Annotated in this window: 17 protein-coding genes and 2 tRNA genes; 12 read left to right on the top strand and 7 right to left on the bottom strand. The window is 62.4% G+C overall.

What is annotated here, in order from left to right; all coding sequences use genetic code 11:
- Window positions 1-73 precede the first annotated feature (73 nt).
- Both BX591_RS31580 and dhaL read left to right on the top strand, forming a co-directional pair.
- A tRNA-Val gene (locus tag BX591_RS31580) sits at window positions 74-150 on the top strand.
- A gap of 278 nt (window positions 151-428) precedes the next feature.
- Window positions 429-2,141 (top strand): dihydroxyacetone kinase subunit DhaL, encoded by a 1,713-nt coding sequence (gene dhaL, locus BX591_RS31575; protein ID WP_111935241.1) that lies wholly within the window; start codon window positions 429-431, stop codon window positions 2,139-2,141.
- Here the strand turns inward: dhaL and BX591_RS31570 are convergent.
- The 6 genes from BX591_RS31570 to selD form a co-directional block, all read right to left on the bottom strand.
- The gene (locus tag BX591_RS31570; protein WP_111935240.1) at window positions 2,132-2,428 is read right to left on the bottom strand and encodes a YciI family protein; all 297 of its coding nucleotides are present in this window, start codon (window positions 2,426-2,428) and stop codon (window positions 2,132-2,134) included. The genes dhaL and BX591_RS31570 overlap by 10 nt on opposite strands.
- A 12-nt stretch (window positions 2,429-2,440) precedes the next feature.
- Complete coding sequence (catC, locus tag BX591_RS31565) at window positions 2,441-2,725, bottom strand: muconolactone Delta-isomerase (protein WP_035561442.1); 285 nt, start codon at window positions 2,723-2,725, stop codon at window positions 2,441-2,443.
- Between the two features lie 183 nt (window positions 2,726-2,908).
- A complete protein-coding gene (locus BX591_RS37190) occupies window positions 2,909-3,043 on the bottom strand; it encodes a hypothetical protein (protein WP_272631883.1) in 135 nt (44 codons plus the stop codon).
- A 3-nt stretch (window positions 3,044-3,046) separates the two neighbouring features.
- The gene (locus BX591_RS31560) at window positions 3,047-4,102 is read right to left on the bottom strand and encodes a permease (protein WP_111935239.1); all 1,056 of its coding nucleotides are present in this window, start codon (window positions 4,100-4,102) and stop codon (window positions 3,047-3,049) included.
- Window positions 4,103-4,134: 32 nt separating this feature from the next.
- Complete coding sequence (gene mnmH, locus BX591_RS31555; protein WP_111935238.1) at window positions 4,135-5,202, bottom strand: tRNA 2-selenouridine(34) synthase MnmH; 1,068 nt, start codon at window positions 5,200-5,202, stop codon at window positions 4,135-4,137.
- A 155-nt stretch (window positions 5,203-5,357) separates the two neighbouring features.
- Entirely contained in the window at window positions 5,358-6,422 is a 1,065-nt protein-coding gene (gene selD / locus BX591_RS31550) for a selenide, water dikinase SelD (RefSeq protein WP_111935253.1), read from the bottom strand.
- Window positions 6,423-6,640: 218 nt separating this feature from the next.
- On the opposite strand from selD, the gene fdnG reads away from it, so the two are divergent.
- The 10 genes from fdnG to BX591_RS31480 all read left to right on the top strand — a co-directional run bounded on the left by fdnG (window position 6,641) and on the right by BX591_RS31480 (window position 19,614).
- Window positions 6,641-9,709 carry a formate dehydrogenase-N subunit alpha gene (fdnG, locus tag BX591_RS31545; protein ID WP_111935237.1) on the top strand — a complete coding sequence of 1,023 codons (3,069 nt, stop codon included), beginning with the start codon at window positions 6,641-6,643 and terminating at the stop codon, window positions 9,707-9,709.
- 9 nt (window positions 9,710-9,718) lie between these two features.
- Window positions 9,719-10,651: a formate dehydrogenase subunit beta gene (fdxH, locus tag BX591_RS31540; protein ID WP_111935236.1), complete on the top strand. Its 933-nt coding sequence runs from the start codon at window positions 9,719-9,721 to the stop codon at window positions 10,649-10,651.
- Window positions 10,638-11,300 (top strand): formate dehydrogenase subunit gamma, encoded by a 663-nt coding sequence (locus tag BX591_RS31535; RefSeq protein WP_111935235.1) that lies wholly within the window; start codon window positions 10,638-10,640, stop codon window positions 11,298-11,300. Before fdxH ends, BX591_RS31535 begins: the two co-directional genes overlap by 14 nt.
- A gap of 94 nt (window positions 11,301-11,394) precedes the next feature.
- Entirely contained in the window at window positions 11,395-12,390 is a 996-nt protein-coding gene (gene fdhE / locus BX591_RS31530; protein WP_111935234.1) for a formate dehydrogenase accessory protein FdhE, read from the top strand.
- Window positions 12,391-12,413: 23 nt separating this feature from the next.
- The gene (gene selA, locus BX591_RS31525) at window positions 12,414-13,856 is read left to right on the top strand and encodes an L-seryl-tRNA(Sec) selenium transferase (RefSeq protein ID WP_111935233.1); all 1,443 of its coding nucleotides are present in this window, start codon (window positions 12,414-12,416) and stop codon (window positions 13,854-13,856) included.
- Window positions 13,853-15,772: a selenocysteine-specific translation elongation factor gene (gene selB / locus BX591_RS31520; RefSeq protein WP_111935232.1), complete on the top strand. Its 1,920-nt coding sequence runs from the start codon at window positions 13,853-13,855 to the stop codon at window positions 15,770-15,772. Before selA ends, selB begins: the two co-directional genes overlap by 4 nt.
- A 37-nt stretch (window positions 15,773-15,809) precedes the next feature.
- Window positions 15,810-15,905 (top strand) — tRNA-Sec (locus BX591_RS31515).
- A 721-nt stretch (window positions 15,906-16,626) separates the two neighbouring features.
- The gene (locus BX591_RS31505; protein ID WP_420849443.1) at window positions 16,627-17,229 is read left to right on the top strand and encodes a trimeric intracellular cation channel family protein; all 603 of its coding nucleotides are present in this window, start codon (window positions 16,627-16,629) and stop codon (window positions 17,227-17,229) included.
- Between the two features lie 1,012 nt (window positions 17,230-18,241).
- Window positions 18,242-18,931 carry a hypothetical protein gene (locus tag BX591_RS31485; protein WP_111935228.1) on the top strand — a complete coding sequence of 230 codons (690 nt, stop codon included), beginning with the start codon at window positions 18,242-18,244 and terminating at the stop codon, window positions 18,929-18,931.
- A 23-nt stretch (window positions 18,932-18,954) separates the two neighbouring features.
- Window positions 18,955-19,614, top strand: a complete 660-nt coding sequence (locus BX591_RS31480) for a hypothetical protein (protein ID WP_146749841.1) — start codon at window positions 18,955-18,957, stop codon at window positions 19,612-19,614.
- 242 nt (window positions 19,615-19,856) lie between these two features.
- Here BX591_RS31480 and BX591_RS31475 read toward each other — a convergent pair whose 3' ends face one another.
- A complete protein-coding gene (locus BX591_RS31475; protein ID WP_111935226.1) occupies window positions 19,857-20,222 on the bottom strand; it encodes a response regulator in 366 nt (121 codons plus the stop codon).
- Between the last annotated feature and the right edge of the window lie 36 nt (window positions 20,223-20,258).

Raw genomic sequence — 20,258 nt, 5'->3', positions numbered from 1 at the left:
CTCACATGTAGTCATTTCGTGCGAGACGGGGCTTGTGCAACGCACGCGGAGTCTCTATAATTCGCGCCTCTAAAGGCTCGTAGCTCAGTTGGTTAGAGCACCACCTTGACATGGTGGGGGTCGTTGGTTCGAATCCAATCGAGCCTACCAACGCATCAGTGACGTAGACGAAAGCGGCTCCGCTTTCGTCTACGGTCCTGTCAAAAGTATCACCCAATGCCCGCGAATCGCGCGTGCAGTCCGTCGTAGTCACTCCCTCCGTTATACCCAATCCATCGCAGCAACCGTCGTGCTTTCGCGCATGCAAAGCTCACGTACCACGTCGTCCGTCGCCAATGCGCGGTACAGTTAGGCCTCGCCGTTTCGCCACTGAATAAACTGCCGTGTTCGCCACGCAGCGCCGGCAGCTTTGAAAAGGAAGCTGACGCATGAAGAAGCTGATCAACGACGTCTCCGCGATTGTCCCGGACATGCTCGACGGACTCGCGGCGCTCAATCCCAATCTCTCCCTGCTGCACGGTGGCTCGATCGTCGTGCGCGCCGACGCCGAATCCGCTGCCGCGCGCGGCGAGGTCGCGTTGATCTCAGGCGGCGGCTCGGGCCACGAACCGGCGCACGGCGGCTATGTCGGCGCAGGCATGTTGAGCGCTGCGGTGGCGGGCGAAATCTTTACGTCGCCTTCAACGGACTCCGTGCTCGACGCGATACGCGCGGTAGCCGGCCATGCGGGCGTGTTGCTGATCGTGAAGAACTACACGGGCGACCGCTTCAATTTCGGCCTCGCTGCCGAGATCGCGCGCGCCGAGGGCATTCCCACAGAGATGGTGATCGTCGCCGACGACGTCGCGCTGACGGCAAGCGGCGACCATGCCGGCCGTCGCGGACTCGCGGGGACCGTGCTGGTCCATAAGATCGCGGGCGCGGCGGCAGCAGCGGGGCGGAGCTTGCCGGAAGTCGCGCGAATCGCGCAGGAGGTGGCAGGCGGGCTCGGCACCATGGGCGTTGCGTTGACGCCGTGTACGGTGCCGGCGGCCGGCAAACCTGGCTTCGAACTGGCCGGCAATGAAATCGAATGGGGACTCGGCATTCACGGCGAACCCGGCGTGGAGCGCGGTGCGATGGAGTCGGCCGAGGTTATCGTCGGCAAACTGCTGACGAAGATCGTCGGCGACCTGTCGTTGCAGGCCGAAGAGCGCGTGGCTTTGCTGGTGAACAACCTGGGCGGCACGCCATCGAGCGAATTGAACGTCGTGGCAGGGTCCGCGCTGCGTTACCTGGCCAGCAAAGGTATCAAGGTCGAGCGGGCGTGGGCCGGTACATTCCTCAGCGCACTGGAAATGGCGGGCGTTTCGCTGTCGCTGCTGCGCGTGGACGACGAACGCCTGCGCTGGCTCGACGCCGCGTCGCACACCAGCGCGTGGCCCGCATTGAGCGGGCGCGTTGCACAGGTTTCCGTACGGCCAGCGCCGGCTAAACCCGAGAGCGTGACGGGTCCGACGCTTTCGCGCGAAGCGCCGTTGCGCCGCGCGATCGAAGCCGTTTGCGCCTGCCTGCTGGAAGCCGAACCGACGCTGACCGAAATGGACCAGCGCGTCGGCGACGGCGATCTCGGCATCAGTCTGTCACGCGGCGCACGCGCGATTCTCGGCGAGATCGATACCTATCCCGCCGAATCGACACCGGGCGCCGTATTGCGAAGTATCTCCGCGACGGTAAGGCGCGTGGTCGGCGGGACATCGGGGCCGCTCTATGCGGTGATGCTGGTGCGCGCGGCGGTTACGCTCGAGCAGTCGAGCGGACCCTCGGCTACTGCTAGCGCGAAGGCTTGGGCCGCCGCATTCAGCGCGGGCGTAACGGGCTTGATGGAACTCGGCGGAGCGCACCCAGGCGACCGCACGATGGTCGATGCGCTCGAACCCTCCGCCGACGCATTGCAATCCGCGCTAGCGAGTTCGAAAGAAACGGGCGTTGCATTGAAGGCGGCCGTCGATGCGGCCACCGAAGGCGCCGCGCGAACCGCGTCGATGCATCCACGGCGAGGGCGGTCGAGTTATGTCGGCGACCGCGCGCTCGGCCATGTCGATCCGGGCGCGCATGCCGTGGCGTTATGGCTCGCGGCGATCGCCGGCGCTTACAGGTAACACTCGCCGTCGAAGTAGGCTTTACACCAGTTGGTGATCGTCACACGCTCGAACAGGTCGACCTGTGAAAACGGGTCGGCCGCTATAAACCGTTCGGCTTCTTCGCGCGTGTTCAGGTCAACCACGTACACGCCGCCGCCCGCGCCGCTGCTGTCGTCGTTCAGCTTTGCGCCGCAGGCGAGCAGCAGCGCCTTGTTCTGCTCGAGAAACGCCAGGTGCGTTTCGCGTTCCCGCACGCGGACGTGTGCGTGCCCGGGCCTGTCGAATGTTTCGATGATGTACGGCATGCGCGCTCCGCGTCAGTTCGGCACGATCGCCGACGGATGTTGCGCGAGCGGCGTGACGTTCAACACCATGTAAGGGAACAGCGGCAACGAACTGAGCAACGTGTGAAGCTCGTCGTTCGATTCGACGTCGAGCACGCTGTAGTTCGCGTACTGTCCGGCCACGCGCCACAGATGCCGCCATTTGCCTTCATGCTGCAGCTTTTGCGAGAACGCCTTTTCTTCCGCCTTCAGGCGATCGATCAGCGCCGTGTCGGCGTCGGCAGGAATCTGAACCTGCATATGAACCATATACAACATCTTGTTTCCTCCATCGGATAGGCCGCGCATGGCGGCTGCTTTGCGTTTGGTGTTCATGCCTGCGCGCTCGGGTTGATCACATGCATGCATCAGGAAGGCGCACGCGAGGCCGCGTTCGTGCAAGGCTGATCGCGGTACCTTGCCGACTTGAAGAAAGAAGTCCCGTGTGGACGTCTTCTGCCGTTAAGGGCGAAACAGATCGTACCCGGCCAACGCGACAACGCCGCTGACCACGATCATCGCGACCGAGTGTTGTCCGAAGTAAAGCAGGCCCGCGGCGGACCAGCTCGTCAGGGCGAATGCAGCGATATGTTTCATACGTTAAAACCTCAACGCGACGGCAAGCAGGCCGCTCACCACACCACACACCACGACCGCCAACGCAACCACCGTCAGCACGCGACGCGGAAACGAGCGCCCGAGCATGGCCATGGACGGCACGCTGATCAGCGGCAACGTCATCAGCAACGCACCGGCAGGACCGGCCGCCATGCCGAAGGACAGCATGGCCTGGATGATCGGCACTTCGCCCGCGGTCGGGATCACGAACAAGGTGCCGGCAATCGCCAGCGCGACGATCCACAGCAGACTGTTGTCGATATCCGGTCCGATGTGCGGGAACAGCCACGCGCGAGCCGCGCCGAGAATCAGCACGAGCACGATGTATTCGGGAATCAGCCGCAGCGTCATCGTGCCGAGAATTTTGACCCAGCGCGTGAACGCGGTGCCGGGTTCGTCGAGCGTGACCAGTTGGGCCATGGCTTCGCGCGACGCTTCGGCTTCTTTCGGCGTGACCATGCGGTTCACCATGTAGCCGAGGCCGAACACCATCACGATGCCGAGAACGAGCCGCAGGCCCATCCACTGCCAGCCGAGTACGAAGCCCATGAAGATCAGCGTGGCCGGATTCAATGCGGTATTGCCGAGCCAGAATGCGATCGCCGCACCGGGCGCGGCCTGACGCGCGCGCAATCCAGCGACGACCGGCGCCGCGCAGCAGGTGCACATCATGCCGGGCAACGACATCAGGCCGCCTTTCACGACACTGCTGAAGTCGCTGCGGCCGAGCGCACGCGCGACCCATTGCGGCGGAATCAACGCCTGCACCGCCGACCCCAGCAGCAGGCCGAGCACCATGGCTTGCCAGATCGCCTTGCCATAAGCGAACGCGTAATCGACGGCGGCCTGCCACGATGCCGCGGGCGCGCTGGCCGAGGCGCCCATCAGGATCGACTTGCCGATCGAATGCTGGCTCGCCGCGACGAACGCGCGGTTGTAGTACGGGAACCACTTCACATAGAAGAGGCCGACGACGGCGATCAGCAGGAACACGATCCAGCCCAACGCGACGCGAGGCTGACGGAGAGTTGATTGCATGATGGTGTTAAACGTAAGTTTTAATCGGGTAATCAGGTAACAACGAGTGTGTGGCTGTCGAGTCGCGCCAATAGTGCCTTCGCCTGGTCGACGACATCGGCATCATTGGGGCGGAAAAGCAGGGGCAACGCACGCGGCAATTGCACGAAATGCTGATGGCTGCTGCGCGCATACGCCGGGTCGTAGTGCCGTTCGATCAACTCGCGGGCGAGCTCGGCGCGCGCATTGCTGTCCACCAGATGTTGCCAGCCGGCGACGCGCTCGCGACTGTGCAAGCCGATCATTCTTTGCAGTTGCCCTTTCAGCGACTCGGGGTCGTCGAACAGATGCGCGTAGTCGTGCAGCAGGAACGCCGCGCGATCTTCGCGGCTCGACTGCACTTCGACGCAGGCGCCTTGATGGAACGTGTCGAGCAGCGCGAGCGGCAGCGTAATCGAACCGATGCGGCGGCTCTCCGCTTCGACGAATACCGGCCGGGCGGGATCGAAAGTGCGTAGGGCCGTGGCGAGCAACGTGTCAAAACGCTTTTGCGATGGTTGCGGCACGCCGGCCCACGCGCCGAGCAGCGAGCCGCGATGCGAGGCCAGCGCTTCGAGATCCAGCGTTTGCGCGCCCGCCTGATTCAGCGCGGTGAGCAGGCGCGTCTTGCCGCTGCCGGTGGGACCGACCAGCGCGATGTAAGTGAAGCGGGTCGGCAACGTGCCGAGTGTCTCGAGCGTGGCGCGCCGGTAGCTCTTGTAGCCGCCGTCGAGCTGGCGTGCCTGCCAGCCGATCATGTTGAACAGCGTCGTGACCGAGCCCGAGCGTTTGCCGCCGCGCCAGCAATAGATCAGCGGTCGCCAGTGGCGCGGCCGGTCCGCGAAGGTCGTTTCCAGGTGATGCGCGATGTTGCGCGCGACCAGCGCCGCGCCGATTCGCGTGCCTTCGAACGGCGACACCTGTTTGTAAGTCGAGCCGACCAGTACACGTTCCTCGTTGCTGAGCACGGGGGCATTGGTCGCGCCCGGGATATGGTCTTCCGCGAACTCGAGAGGCGTGCGTACGTCGATGATTTCGTCGAAATCACCGGCTTTTTCGAGGCTGACGAGAAGATTTTTCAAGGGGAACGGACAGGGTGGCGCGGCGGAAGGCTGAAATTATCGCATGCGCCGCCAAAGCTGGCAGGCGGCCGATCAGGCCTGCGTCCAGGACTCGTCTGGGGATCTTCAGTCGATTGACCCTTGCGCCGCGCTATCGCGTGTGCCGGCCGCCGGCCTTAAACGATTTCGACGCGGCCTTCGCCGCCCACCATCTCACCGATCGCGCGCGCGTCGCTGAAACCGTCGGCGCGGAACAGCGCGAGCACCTCGTCGACGCTTTCCGGTGCGCACGACACCAGCAACCCACCCGAGGTTTGCGGATCGGTCAGCAAGGTGCGCGCCGTTGCCGGCAACGAGGACGGCAACACGACGTTTTGCCCATACGCGTCCCAATTGCGACCCGAGGCGCCGGTAAAAATGCCGGCTTCCGCGAATGTAAGCACGTCCGGCAACCACGGCAGATCGGCGTAGCGCACGCGAGCCGTCAGCCGCGAGCCGCGTGCCAATTCCAGCGTGTGGCCGAGCAGGCCGAAGCCGGTGATGTCCGTCAGCGCATGCACACCGTCCAGCTTCGCCAGTTCGGCGCCCGGGCGATTGAGTTTGGTGGTGGCGCCGATCATCGCGGCGTAACCGGCGGCATCGAGCCGGTCTTTTTTCAGCGCCGCCGAGAGAATGCCGACGCCCAATGGTTTGCCCAGAATCAGCACGTCGCCGGCCTGCGCGCCGGCATTGCGCTTGACGCGCTTCGGATCGACCACGCCCAGCGCGACGAGTCCGTAGATCGGCTCGACCGAATCGATCGAATGGCCGCCGGCGAGCGGAATGCCGGCTTCGGCGCAGACCGACTCGCCGCCTTTCAGCACGGCCGCGATCACGTCGTGCGGCAACACGTTGATCGGCATGCCGACGATGGCCAGCGCCATGATCGGCTTGCCGCCCATCGCGTAGACGTCGGACAGCGCATTGGTGGCGGCGATCCGGCCGAAGTCGAACGGGTCGTCGACGATCGGCATGAAGAAGTCTGTGGTCGCGACGATCGCCTGCTCGTCGTTGAGCTTGTAGACGGCGGCGTCGTCGGCGGTATCGTTGCCGACCAGCAGGTCCGGGAAGAACGGCAGCGGTGCGCTGCGCTTGAGCAGGTCGGCGAGCAGGCCGGGGGCGATCTTGCAGCCGCAGCCGCCGCCGTGCGACAGGCTGGTCAAGCGGGGCGACTGGGTTGCGGGCGTGGCGTTATCGGTCATGGCGGTGCTGAAACTCGGACTGGGAATGACCGCATTATGCGGGTAGTTCGGGCGCAGGGTCTTGAGCGTGGCCAGCAGCACGGCAGCGTTATCGTTTCATTGAATCGGCTATGTGGTTTCATATTTGACAATGTATTCAATCGGGCAAGATATGAAGCACGACGCTATTTCCGCCCCTATAATCAACTCAGGATCCCAAAAAGAGCCGAGGCCGATACATGCCCCACATGTCCCGGCGACAATTCCTGAAGGTGTCCGCCACCACGCTAGCCGGATCGAGTCTTGCCCTGTTGGGCTTCTCGCCCGCACCCGCGTTGGCGGAAGTCCGTCAGTACAAGTTGTCGCGTACCACTGAAACCCGCAACACCTGCCCGTATTGCTCGGTAGGTTGCGGCATCCTGATGTACGGACTCGGCGACGGCGCCAAGAACGCCAGGTCCAGCATCATTCATATCGAAGGCGATCCCGATCATCCGGTCAATCGCGGCACGTTGTGCCCGAAGGGCGCGAGTCTGATCGACTTCATTCATAGTCCCAGCCGTCTGAAGTATCCCGAGTATCGTGCGGCCGGCGCGAATGAGTGGACGCGTATTTCCTGGGAAGACGCGCTCGATCGCATCGCGAAACTGATGAAGCAAGACCGCGACGCCAACTTCGTCGAAACGACGGAAGACGGCAAGAAGGTCAACCGATGGTTGACCACCGGCATGCTTGCGGCCTCTGCCGGCAGCAATGAAGTGGGTTATCTGACGCACAAGACTGCCCGCAGTCTCGGCATGCTGGCGTTCGACAATCAGGCGCGTGTCTGACACGGCCCGACGGTGGCAGGTCTTGCCCCGACGTTTGGCCGTGGAGCGATGACGAACCATTGGGTCGACATCAAGAACGCGGACGTGATTCTCGTGATGGGCGGCAATGCGGCCGAGGCGCACCCGTGCGGTTTCAAGTGGGTCACTGAAGCGAAGGCGCACCGCAAGGCCAGACTGATCGTGGTCGATCCGCGCTTTACGCGCACGGCTTCGGTCGCGGACTATTACGCGCAGATTCGAACCGGCTCGGACATCGTGTTCCTCGGCGGGGTGATCAACTATCTGCTCACGAACGACAAGATCCAGCACGAGTACGTGAAGAATTACACGGACATGTCGTTCATCGTTCGTGAAGATTTTTCGTTTGCAGACGGACTGTATTCCGGCTACGACGCCGACAAGCGCAAATACGACCAGAGTTCGTGGGACTACGAACGCGGCGACGACGGCTTCGCCAAAGTCGATCCGACCTTGCAAAACCCGCGCTGCGTTTATCAGTTGCTAAAGCAGCACTACGCGCGCTATACACCGGAGCAGGTGGAGAGTACTTGCGGCACGCCGAAGGACAAGTTCCTCAAGGTGTGCGAGATGCTGGCCTCCACAGCCGTGCCGGGACGCGCCGGCACCGTGCTGTATGCGCTCGGCTGGACGCATCATTCGGTCGGCGCGCAGATCATTCGCACCGGCGCAATGGTGCAATTGCTGCTGGGCAACATCGGCATTGCGGGCGGCGGCATGAACGCGCTGCGCGGGCATTCGAACATTCAGGGGTTGACCGACCTCGGCCTGATGTCGAACCTGTTGCCGGGCTATATGACGTTGCCGATGGAAGACGAGCAGGACTTCGACGCGTTCATCGCCAAGCGCGCCACCCAGCCGTTGCGGCCGAATCAGTTGAGCTACTGGCGCAACTATCGCGCGTTTCACGTCAGTTTCATGAAGTCCTGGTGGGGCGATAATGCAACCGCCGAGAATCATTTCGGCTTCGACTATCTGCCTAAGCTCGACAAATCGTACGACCTGCTGCAAGCCTTCGAACTGATGAATCAAGGCAAGATGAACGGCTACGTGGCGCAGGGCTTCAACCCGCTCGCCGCGGCGCCGAACAAGGCAAAGATCGGCGCGAGTCTGGCCAAACTGAAGTGGCTCGTCGTGATGGATCCGCTTGCGACTGAAACGTCGGAGTTCTGGAAGAACTTCGGCGAATTCAACGACGTGGACCCGAAGTCGATTCAAACGGAAGTATTCCGTTTGCCGACCACCTGTTTCGCGGAAGAGCGCGGCTCGCTGGTAAGTTCGAGCCGCGTGCTGCAATGGCATTGGCAAGGCGCGGACGGGCCGGGCGAAGCGAAGAGCGACCTTGAGATCATGTCCGGGCTGTGGCTGCGCATGCGCGAGGCCTATCGAAAGGACGGCGGCAAGTATCCCGATCCGATCCTGAAGATGAGTTGGCCTTATGCCAACCCGGAAAGCCCGACGCCGGACGAGATCGCCATGGAGTTCAGCGGCAAGGCGCTCGCCGACCTCACCGATCCCAAAGACCCCACCAAGCTACTCGTCAGGAAAGGCGAGCAGTTGTCGGGCTTCGCGCAGTTGCGCGACGACGGCAGCACCGCGAGCGGTTGCTGGATTTTCTGCGGCGCATGGACCCAGGCGGGCAATCAGATGGGCCGGCGCGACAACTCCGACCCGACGGGAATAGGCAACACGCTGAACTGGGCATGGGCGTGGCCGGCCAACCGGCGGATTCTGTACAACCGCGCTTCGTGCGACGTCAGCGGCAAGCCGTTCGATCCCACCCGCAAGTTGATCGCGTGGAACGGCACGGTGTGGACGGGGCCCGACATTCCCGACTTCAAGGCGGACGAGCCGCCGGAGAACGGCATGAACCCGTTCATCATGAATCCGGAGGGCGTGGCGCGTTTCTTCTCGCGCGACGGTCTGGTGGAAGGTCCGTTCCCCGAGCACTACGAGCCGTTCGAAACGCCGCTCGGCTACAACCCGCTGCACCCGCAGAACAAAGCGGTGGTCAGCAATCCGGCGGCACGTGTATTCCCGGACGACCGCGCCGCGTTCGGCTCGCACGAGAACTTCCCGCATACGGCGACCACATATCGTCTGACTGAACACTTTCACTATTGGACCAAGCACGCGCGCTTGAATGCGATCGTGCAGCCGCAGCAGTTCGTGGAGATCGGCGAAGATCTGGCGAAAGAGGTCGGCGTAGTCGCGGGCGATCGCGTCAAGGTGTCGTCCAACCGCGGTTACATCATTGCCGTGGCGCTCGTTACCAAGCGGATCAAACCGCTGATGATCGAAGGCAAGAAAGTCCAGACCGTCGGCCTGCCGCTGCACTGGGGCTTTAAGGGCCTCGCGAAACCGGGCTATCTCGTCAATACGCTGACGCCTTCCGTAGGCGATGGGAATTCGCAAACACCTGAATTCAAGTCGTTCCTCGTCAAGGTCGAAAAGGCATAAGGATCAGAGATGGCACTTCAATCCCTCGATATCAAACGCCTGTCGGCCACGACCTTGCCCGAACCGCAAGCGCGTGTACCGGTGACGGGCACGGTCGCCAAGCTCATCGATGTGTCGAAGTGCATTGGCTGCAAGGCGTGTCAGACGGCCTGCATGGAATGGAACGATCTGCGCGACGAGATCGGCATTACCACCGGTGTCTACGATAACCCGCGCGATCTGAGCGAGCATTCGTGGACCGTCATGCGGTTCTCCGAATACGAAAACGAGGCAGGCGATCTCTCGTGGCTGATCCGCAAGGACGGCTGCATGCATTGCGAGGATCCCGGCTGTCTGAAGGCGTGTCCGTCGCCGGGTGCGATCGTGCAGTACACGAACGGCATTGTGGATTTCCACGAGGAGAACTGCATTGGCTGCGGGTATTGCGTGACCGGTTGCCCATTCAACGTGCCTCGTATCTCGAAGCAGGACAATCGGGCGTACAAGTGCACGCTATGTTCGGATCGCGTGGCGGTCGGTCAGGAACCGGCGTGTGTGAAGACGTGCCCGACCGGCGCGATCATGTTCGGCACCAAAGAAGACATGAAACAGCAGGCCTCGGATCGTATCGAGGATCTGAAAGAGCGCGGTTTTCAGAACGCCGGTCTGTACGATCCCGCCGGTGTGGGCGGTACGCATGTGATGTACGTGCTGCATCATGCCGACAAGCCGACGCTGTATCACGGCCTGCCGCTCAACCCGAAGATCAGCGTGATGGTTTACCTGTGGAAGGGGCTCGCGAAGCCGCTGGCGTTGGCCGGCATTGCGTTCGCGGCGCTGGCCGGCTTCTTCCACTACACGCGGATCGGTCCGAACGAGGTGTCCGAGGCGGACGAAGCCGAGGCCCAGCACGAAGCCGACGAAGCACGCCGTTCTCAGGAGGCGCCCGATGAAACACGGTGAGCAAGGCGAGTTGAGGGACGTCAAAGGCCACAGCCTGATCGAACGCTATACGCCGAATGAGAGGACGAATCACTGGATCACCGCGATCAGCTTCGTGCTGCTCGCCCTCTCCGGGCTGGCGATGTTTCATCCGGCCATGTCCTGGCTGTACGCGATTTTCGGTGGCGGGCAGTGGACGCGGATTCTGCATCCGTTCGTGGGCTGCGTGATGTTTCTGTCGTTCCTGATTCTTGCGCTGCGCTTCTGGCATCACAACTATCTCGACCGCGCCGACATTCAATGGATGAGGCAGATCGGCGACGTGCTGAACAATCGCGAAGAAAAGCTCCCCGCCATCGGTAAGTACAACGCGGGCCAAAAGCTGCTATTTTTCACCATGGTGATGTGCCTGCTGCTGTTGCTGGCAAGCGGCATCGTGATCTGGCGGCGCTATTTCTCGTTCTACTTCCCGATCGAGATCATTCGCCTCGCGGCGCTGGTGCATGCGGCCGCGGCGTTCGTGCTGATCGTCGGGATCGTCGTGCATATCTATGCGGCGCTGTGGATCAAAGGATCGATCGGTGCGATGACGCGCGGCACGGTAACGTATGGTTGGGCGAGAAAGCATCATCCGAACTGGTTCAAGGACATCATCGGCAAGTCGGATTGAAGCAAGCCGCGCGGGTTGTTGCGCGCCGCACGCCGGGCCGTCGCTTGGGTTCCTATGAACGGCGGCGGCTTTTCAGTTTTTAGAGGTCGACACTGTGGTCCAACGTATTCTCGAAGCCGGCGACATTGAAGCGCTCGATCACACTGCGATTCCGCGTATTCGTACGCCGGAGCGGCTCGCGGTGTTCGCTGCGCGCGCTGCTCGTCTTCGCCAACTGGCGGCGCGGAGCAATCCGATTGCCGGTTATTTGCGCCTGATGGCCGTGCTGGCCGACGCGCAGCAAACCGTGATGACGGGCTTCAAGGCGCGGCCGCCAAGCCCCGAGTCGATTGCGAGCGCGCAGCAGCATTCCATGCCGCTGATTCCGGCGCTCTCCGGCGTACGCGACCCGGCATGGCATGACGTGCTGCGCCAGTTGCTCGACAAGGTGGCAGGCGCGGGTCCGCTAACGCCGCCGCTCGCGGCGCTGATCGGCAAGTTGCGCACACTCGAACCCGTCACGCTCGACGCGCAGGCCGATGCGATCTTCGCGCAGCGTTTCGGCGAAGTCGATCCGGCAAGCGCGCCGTTCATCATGGCCGCGCTGCAGGTGGTATGGACCGATCTCGCCGCCGACATCGACAGGCGCGCGGTGCCGTACCTCGATATCCTGGGTCTCTGCCCTGTTTGCGGATCGCATCCGGTCGCGAGTCTCGTGCGCGTGGGCGGCGCGTATGACAATTACCGTTATCTGCAATGCGGCCTGTGCGCGACCGAGTGGCACATGGTCCGCACGAAATGCTCGAATTGCGATTCGACCAAGGGTATTGCCTATCACGCGGTGGGTTCGCCCGAGGCCGACGAAGCCGAGCGCGAAGCCGCGACCCGAAATGCCGCCCTGAAGGCGGAATCCTGCGACGAATGCCATACTTATCGCAAGATCGGCATTCAGTCGAAAGACTACGATTTCGAACCGTTCGCGGACGATCTCGCCAGCCTCACGCTGGATCTGCTGATGGGTGCCGAGGGCTACCGGCGCGCGTCGCCGCATCCGTGGCTGTGGCCCGAACAGGCCGACCACGCGGACGAGTCTTCCAGCAAGCCGGATTAGAACGACCAGAAGGGGATTGCTTCGTGAGTGATGTCAGCGGCTCCGAATTGCGGGCGCTCATGGCGCGCGTGCCGTCGGTCGAGAAGGTCATGGCGTCGCCGGAGTTCGCGGCGCTGCTGGACGCGTATGGCCGCAGCCAGGTAGTGGCGGCGTTGCGCGACGCGCTCGACCACTGGCGTGCGAGTGCGCAATCGGGCGCTGCGTCGGTGAGCGCACTCGACGTCGCGCGTTTGCAGGCCGTGGTCGATACCTCGCTGCGGCGGCGCAACCGCTCGCGTTTGCAGAGTGTGTTCAATCTGACCGGTACGGTGCTGCATACCAATCTCGGCCGTGCGCTGCTGCCGGATGAAGCGGTGCAGTCCGTCATGAAAGCGCTCACCCAGCCCGCCAACCTCGAATTCGATCTCGACTCGGGCAAGCGTGGCGATCGCGACGATCTGGTCGACGAACTCATCGGCGAATTGACCGGCGCCGAGGCGGCGACCGTGGTCAATAACAATGCGGCCGCGGTGCTGCTCACGCTCTCTGCGTTGGCGTCGAGGAAAGAAGTGATCGTGTCGCGCGGCGAGCTCGTCGAGATTGGCGGCGCGTTCCGGATTCCCGACATCATGAGTCGTGCGGGCGCGAGGCTGCGCGAAGTCGGCACGACGAACCGCACGCATCTGAAAGATTACGAGGAAGCCATCGGCCCGCGCACCGCGCTGCTGATGAAAGTCCACGCGAGCAATTACGCGATCAGCGGATTCACCAAAGAGGTCGGCGTCGACGCGATCGCGTCGCTGGCGCATGCGCGCGGCCTGCCGGTCGCGGTGGATCTGGGCAGCGGCACGCTGGTCGATCTGGGGCAATGGGGCTTGCCGCGAGAGACGACCGTGCGCGAAACCGTCGAAGCGGGCGCGGATCTCGTCACGTTCAGCGGAGACAAATTGCTGGGTGGGCCGCAGGCGGGGTTGATCGTCGGCCGGCGCGATCTGATCGCGAAGATCAAGAAGCATCCGCTCAAGCGTGCGCTGCGTGTCGGCAAGCTGACGCTTGCTGCGTTGGAGCCGGTTTTGCAGCTGTATCGCGCGCCGGAGAAACTCGCCGAGCGGCTCACCACGTTGCGCTTACTCACGCGTGTCGCCGACGATATCCGGCTCGCCGCGGAGCGTGTGCAGCCCGTCTTGCAGCGCGCGATCGGCGAGCGCTATGCGGTGCTGGCCGAGCCGATGTTCAGCCAGATCGGTAGCGGCGCTTTGCCGGTCGACGTGCTACCGAGCTACGGCCTCGTGATCAGAACCGCTGACGGCAAGCGCGGCGGCCGTCAGTTGCTCGCATTGGAAAAACTGCTGCGCGAGATGGCGCGGCCGGTGATCGGCCGTATCGCGGATGACGCATTGCGTCTCGATCTGCGCTGTCTCGAAGCCGCCGACGAACGGGAATTGATCGGGCAACTTATCGAACAACCGAAGAGCGCGCCCGCATGATCGTCGGTACGGCAGGGCATATCGACCACGGCAAGACGAGTCTGGTGAAGGCGCTGTCGGGCGTAGATACGGATCGTCTGAAGGAAGAGAAAGCGCGCGGCATTTCAATCGAGTTGGGCTACGCCTATGTGCCGCTCGAAAACGGTGAAGTGCTCGGTCTGATCGACGTGCCGGGCCACGAGAAGCTCGTGCATACCATGGCCGCCGGGGCGAGCGGTATCGACTTTGCGCTGCTCGTGATCGCTGCCGACGACGGTGTCATGCCGCAGACGCGCGAGCATCTGGCGATTATCGAATTGCTCGGCATTCAACGCGGTGCGGTTGCGTTGACCAAGATCGATCGCGTCGATGAGCCGCGTCTACGCGAAGTGCGAGATGAAGTGACCGCGTTGCTGAGCGATAGCGTACTGCGGGACGCGCCCATATTCGAAACCTGCGCGACGCGGCCCGACGATATCGGCGTGGCCGCGTTGAACGCGCATTTACATGCGGCCGCCGCAGCGTGGCAGATGAAACGCGACGACGGTCTGTTTCGTCTCGCGGTGGATCGCGTCTTCACGTTGGTCGGGCAAGGCACGATCGTGACGGGGACGGTGGCGTCGGGCAGCGTGAGCGTCGGCGATACGATGCTGCTGGCGCCGAGGAATCAGCCGGTGCGTGTGCGGAGTATTCACGCGCAGAATCGCCCGGTACAACGCGGACGAGCGGGCGAACGTTGTGCGTTGAATCTCGCTGGCATTGAGAAAAGTGCGATAGAACGGGGTGACTGGATTGTCGATCCGCGTTTGTCGCAAGCGTCGGAGCGGGTCGACGTCATGTTGAATCTGCTCGCCGATGCTTCGTGCAGTCTGGCGCATTGGGCGCCGCTGCATGTTCATCTTGGCACGCAGCATCAGGTTGCACATGTTGCGTTGCTCGATGGCGAAACACTCGGCGCGGGTCAACAGGCGCGCGTGCAACTCGTGTTCGACCGGCCGGTATGTGCGCTGCCGGGTGATCGGTTCGTGGTGCGCAACGCGCAGGCCAGTCGCACGGTGGGCGGTGGACGGGTGCTCGATCCGTTTGCGCCGTCGCGTAAGCGTCGTTCGGTTGAGCGGCTGGCGTGGCTCGATGCCATTCAAAACATGCTCGATACCGGCACGCTCGACGCGCTGTTTGCAAGAGCGCCATATGGGTTGTCGCGCTCGCTGCTGGAGCGGTTGACGGGGCGGCCTGCGGCCGCGCTTGCCTCTGCGTGGCCGCGCGACACTCGCGCTGTCGAGCTTCATGGCGACGATGCCTTGCTGGTAGCTGAGGCGTCCTGGCGGGCGCTGGCGAACCGGCTGATCACATCGCTCGGTCAGTACCATGAGCGTTCGCCGGACGAATTCGGTCCGGACGTATCGCGTTTGCGGCGTATCGCTGCGCCATTGGTTGACGATGCGCTGTGGCGGGCCTTGGTCGACGATGCGGCTGCACGCGGGGACATTGTCAAACGCGGGCCATGGTTGCATCTGCCGGGTCATGCAGTGACGCTCGACGACGCCGATCAAACGCTCGCCGCAGCGGTGCTGCCTGTGGTGAAAGCGGGGCGCTTCGATCCTCCGTGGGTGCGCGATCTGGCAACGATGCATGGCGTTTCAGAAGAACGTATGCGACTACTGATGCGCAAGCTCGCGCGGCAAGGCGAACTGTTTCAGGTCGTGCGTGATCTGTTTTATCACCAGGACGTTATCCGTGAACTGGCCGCGATTGCGGCCGTTGAAGCTGGAAAGAATGGCGGTACGGTAGCCGCTGCGCCGTTTCGCGATGTCACCGGGCTGGGGCGAAAACGCGCGATCCAGCTTTTGGAGTTCTTCGATCGCGTTGGCTATACTCGCTTCCACCGTGGCCTGCATCTGATGCGCGCGGAGAGTCGTTGGCTCGATCTGCTTTGAAAAAGTAGCACGTGGTTCGCGTGGTTCAATCACCGTAGGAAGGCATTCGCATCCGGTGGTGCGGCTGGGCTTCAAACCCAGTTGAGGGTGTCAGACACGCTCAGGTCGGTTCGACTCCGGCTGCCTTCCGCCAGCCATGGCGTCCGGGCCGTTCCGATATCCTCCGAAAACGCCTTCCAGATCGCTGATTTCAGCGCGGTTTTTGGGTAACGACGTACTCGCTGCTTCCATCAACGTTCCGCACAATGTCCGCACGAAGTTTGAGTAGCGAAATGGGTTTTGTGTGGGAAGAGAGAGCAATATGGCAGGACGACAGTTGCACCGGCACTGTCAGGTTGATCGGGAGGCGGCGGTAGAATGAAATGATGAAGAAGACGAAATCGCTTTATCACGGTCACCGCAGGAAAGCGTTTGCGTAATAGCGCAATCTGCAACTTGTCATCTCAACATTTCTACGCGACAGCCTCAGTAACTCGACAAAGCCGGTTCGAGCGCCTTGAGCGGAATTTACCCAGATACTTCACGCAGCATAAAGTCAGATGCCGCAAATGCTGCCAGTACCAGGCCACGAAGTCGTAGAATGCCAGAAAGCTCTCCCGGTCCTTCTTCGGTGTTTCGTTCGCCTTCGTACATCCTGGTAGCCAACCAACTGGCGGTTTTCTGGCTACCGGTGGCGATGGTGCGCGCGCTCCAGAAAGGCAAACGCAAATGTCATGGTATAGCTTGCGCGCCAACGGGTGCGGCTAGTTGCAAGGGCTAGTCGCGGTGCCCGTTGCGGTGAGTCATCGGACGGCATCGTGCCGATCCTCCTCTTCACAAAGCTCTCGACACCCATGAAAAGAATCGAAACGGTCGTGCTGGCGGCCGACCTTGCGGGCACCGTTGTGTTCGGGCTGGAAGGCGCGTTCGCCGCTATGCAAGGTGGTCTCGACCTGCTCGGCGTGATGGTGCTGTCATTCGTCGTCGCGCTGGGCGGCGGCGTGATCCGCGATCTTCTGATCGGCGCAACGCCGCCGAACGCGGTACGCGACTGGCGCTATCCCGTGCTCGCGTTTGTGACGGGACTGCTGACCTTCGTCTTTCACGGCGCGGCGCGCGAGCTGCCTCCGATGGTCGTCACGACGCTCGACGCGGCGGGGCTCGCGCTGTTCGCGTGCGCAGGCACGCAGAAGGCGCTCAACTATGGGATCGGACCATTTATCGCAACGCTTATGGGTACGGTAACTGGTGTGGGCGGCGGCGTCATTCGCGACCTGCTGCTCGCGCGCGTGCCGCTAATCCTGGTCGCCGATATCTATGCGAGTGCGGCATTCGTCGGCGGTGTTGCGCTCGTGGCCGCGCGACGCTTTGGTGTGCCACCGGTCGCGGCTGCGCTGCTCGGCGGGGCGGTCTGCTTCGTGCTGCGGATGCTTGCCGTCACGCACGGCTGGCAACTGCCGAAGGCCACAATGAGGTGATTGGCCAGGAGTCGCGCGGCGCATCTGTGCGAGCCGTCAACCGCGTCCGAGACGCTCCGAACATCGATCCAGTTACGCACAGGGGATGCAACTCGATGAGCGAGCCGGTTTCGCGAGGCGTGCACCGCCAACCTCAGTTCCAACTCGCTGAATCCTGACCGCCATGCGTCGGTGGACATCATGTTCTGCGAGGCAATCGACTTCGGCGGCGGATTGCACCCGCAGATGCACAGGTCATCGCTTTCGTGCGCGACATTTGTGCCGTTCAGTTCAATCGTGGTCGCCGTAGTCCGGATCGTCCCATTCGCCGTCGTTCGGTCGCCGTTCAAGATCGGATATCGTTGAGTAGTTGAGTCGACGGCTCTACCAATGACTGAGGGGGGGCGTCGTGCCCGTTATCGAGCGACGTCCTGTTTTTTCTTCAAGACTTCGGCGGATGATTTGCCTCCACCTGCGTAGCGAATCCGCATCCATCGAGTATTCTGCTGGCCGATCACGATAACCCGGTCGCCTGGGATCAGATGGTCGTGCCTGATAATCCAGGAGGCGTTCGCCTTCATGCGAGCAAAGGAAGTGACCCGGACATAACGTTGCTCGATCAGCCAACGGATTAGGTCGCCCAGGATCGGTAGCGCATGCCCCACGGAACGCGTTGCGCCGACACAGGCGTGAAGGCGTTGCGGGTCACACGTCCCTGTCTGGACTGTGGGATGGCCGGTCATAGACGGCAGCCGCGGCGGGAGCAGCGCGCGCTGACTGAATTGTCAGATCAATGGATTGGCCCATTCGTGTCTGCGGCGCGCAGGACCGCTGCATGGCTACATATTGCAGGGCCGGTATGCGTTATGACAGCTGACGCCGCCACCATGTTCTATCCACGCCTTCGTCGAGGGAAGCGCACGCTGCATCCGTTCTACCTCAGCCCACGTATAAGAGCTTTACCGTCCCGCCGCAGTGCCTATCGTTGCACTTGAGACAACGGCGTCGCGATGGCTTCCTGAGGAGACAATCCATGAAACGGTTCGTTGGCATCCTGTCGGCCGCGGCAGCACTGGTGGCGCTCACTGCTTGTGGCGGCGGCAATGATCTCAGTCCGCCGGTGGTTCAGCATCCCGAGAATCAGGCGATCTGGTCCGCACTCGGGGGTGACTCGGCTGCCCCCGCGGCCGTGGCCGGCGTCGTGAACGCGGCAGTCACGGGTCTTTTGGCCGATCCGGTCGAGGCGCCGTATTTTGCAGCGGTAACTGGCAATACCAGCAAAAGCAGTGCGGCGCATGACACCCCCGCCCGCCTGGAAGCATGTTTGACGCTGCAGTTCGAATCGCTCCTCGGCGGTCCGTACACCTATCCGGGACCGGTGAAAGTTGCCGGCGATGTCGACGCCCAACCCGAGATGTGTCAGGACATGACGACCGCACACAACGACGTCGGCGTTCCTGGCTGCGTGTTCGATCAGTTCATGGTGGATCTGGTCGCGACGTTCCAAAGCAAGCTGCCCGCCGCGGACTTCGCCGCCTTGACCTCGACGACCAATGGAACGTATCCGCTTACCATGACCAATTCCGCTGGCATTCCGGTTGGCACAAAGTTCCAATACAGTGCGGTGCCAACGCTGTTCAACCTGCGCGGCACCATCACGACCGCTACGCCGGGTGGCCCGCTTTATCTGCCTCCTACGGTTGCGACATCATGCTCCGGCTAACGGCGGCGCGAGGCACGCGCATCATGGCTGGCCTCGTTGCAGCGATGTGCGTGAGCATCGCTGCGATCGGCTGGATGCACACGTCGCAGGGGCGGCAGCTTCTAGCCAGACTCGGCGTTTCATGCCCGGTCGATACGGTCGATTCACAGGTCGTCCTCTCCATGCGGAACAACGCCATTTCGAGGGAGCGAGGCTCGCTTGCGGCGCCGGACCGTCCGGCGCTCGGGCTCCAGCTCGATCGCAGTACGGAGATGGACGTGGCCGGACAGATGGCACGCGACAACGTGCATTGCGACGAGATTTCACGTGGTTTTCGCTATCTGCGCTGTCGCGGCGTACCGGCGCAACTGCTTCGCACAAACGGCCCGCCTGTTAGCGAAATATGGTTCAGCTTTAAACCGGACCGCACACTCATGGCGATCAATCTTTACCGCCGGGGCATGACTGAATCCGAGACCAGGCAGAGCTGGCGGATTGCCCTGGAAAATCTGCGCGAAGCCCTTGGAGCGCCGACAGCGACGACCGGCGATGCCACCTTGACCTCTCTAATGGAAAAACCCGTGGCGGTGGCAAGGGTGGAATATTCGTATTCAGACTATGTTGCGACGGTGACAGCGTCTCACTTGCCTTATGGAGGCCTGGCAGTGCGAGAACAGTACATGTCGGCAAAGGCGGCGCACTAAAGATGGATGCATAAAGGGCGCACCCGACAACATCACGTCGGGTCTTCCTCGAGCGTGCCGGATGAAGAGCGTCCGGCGCGGAAACTCGCCGCGCTCGATGCTCTCGTCAAGATCGCGGCCATGCGTCTCGCGGTCGTTGCGCGCGAGATTTTCGGCTTCGCAATTTGAAGTCGGACTGGGCGCGGACGAGAGCCGCCGCCACTACCCGGTTGCTCGCGGGCGTTGAATTCGGCGTTGAACGCCTAGTCTGTGTACGCGCTGCCACAAAGCTTCGCCACGGTTGCGAGGACGACTTTGACAGCCGCCGGCTTTCGCAGGCAGACGTCGTAGCATTCGGCCTCCTCAGCGGCTGCCGGGGCGGCCGTGTGAACAAGCACGGGGATGCGCGACAATTCCGGATGCGATCTGATATGGCGGCAGAGTTCCCCCCCATCTACCAAGGGCATCATCCAGTCGGTGATGATAAGGTCCGGCCGCCAATCGTCCAGAAACTGGAGTGCCTCGGCCCCGTTCGCGGCGCAACGCACCTCATACCCTTCTTCAACCAGAATCAGGTGCCAAGCCGTCAAAATATCCGGCTCGTCATCAACAAGCAGAATGGAGTGCATGCGACGTCTGCCTGTGTATGTTGATTAAGCATATGC

Source organism: Paraburkholderia bryophila, from assembly GCF_003269035.1.
Lineage (GTDB): Bacteria > Pseudomonadota > Gammaproteobacteria > Burkholderiales > Burkholderiaceae > Paraburkholderia > Paraburkholderia bryophila.
The sequence above is the reverse complement of the archived record's forward strand: the minus strand, read 5'-3'. Positions and strand labels throughout refer to the sequence as shown.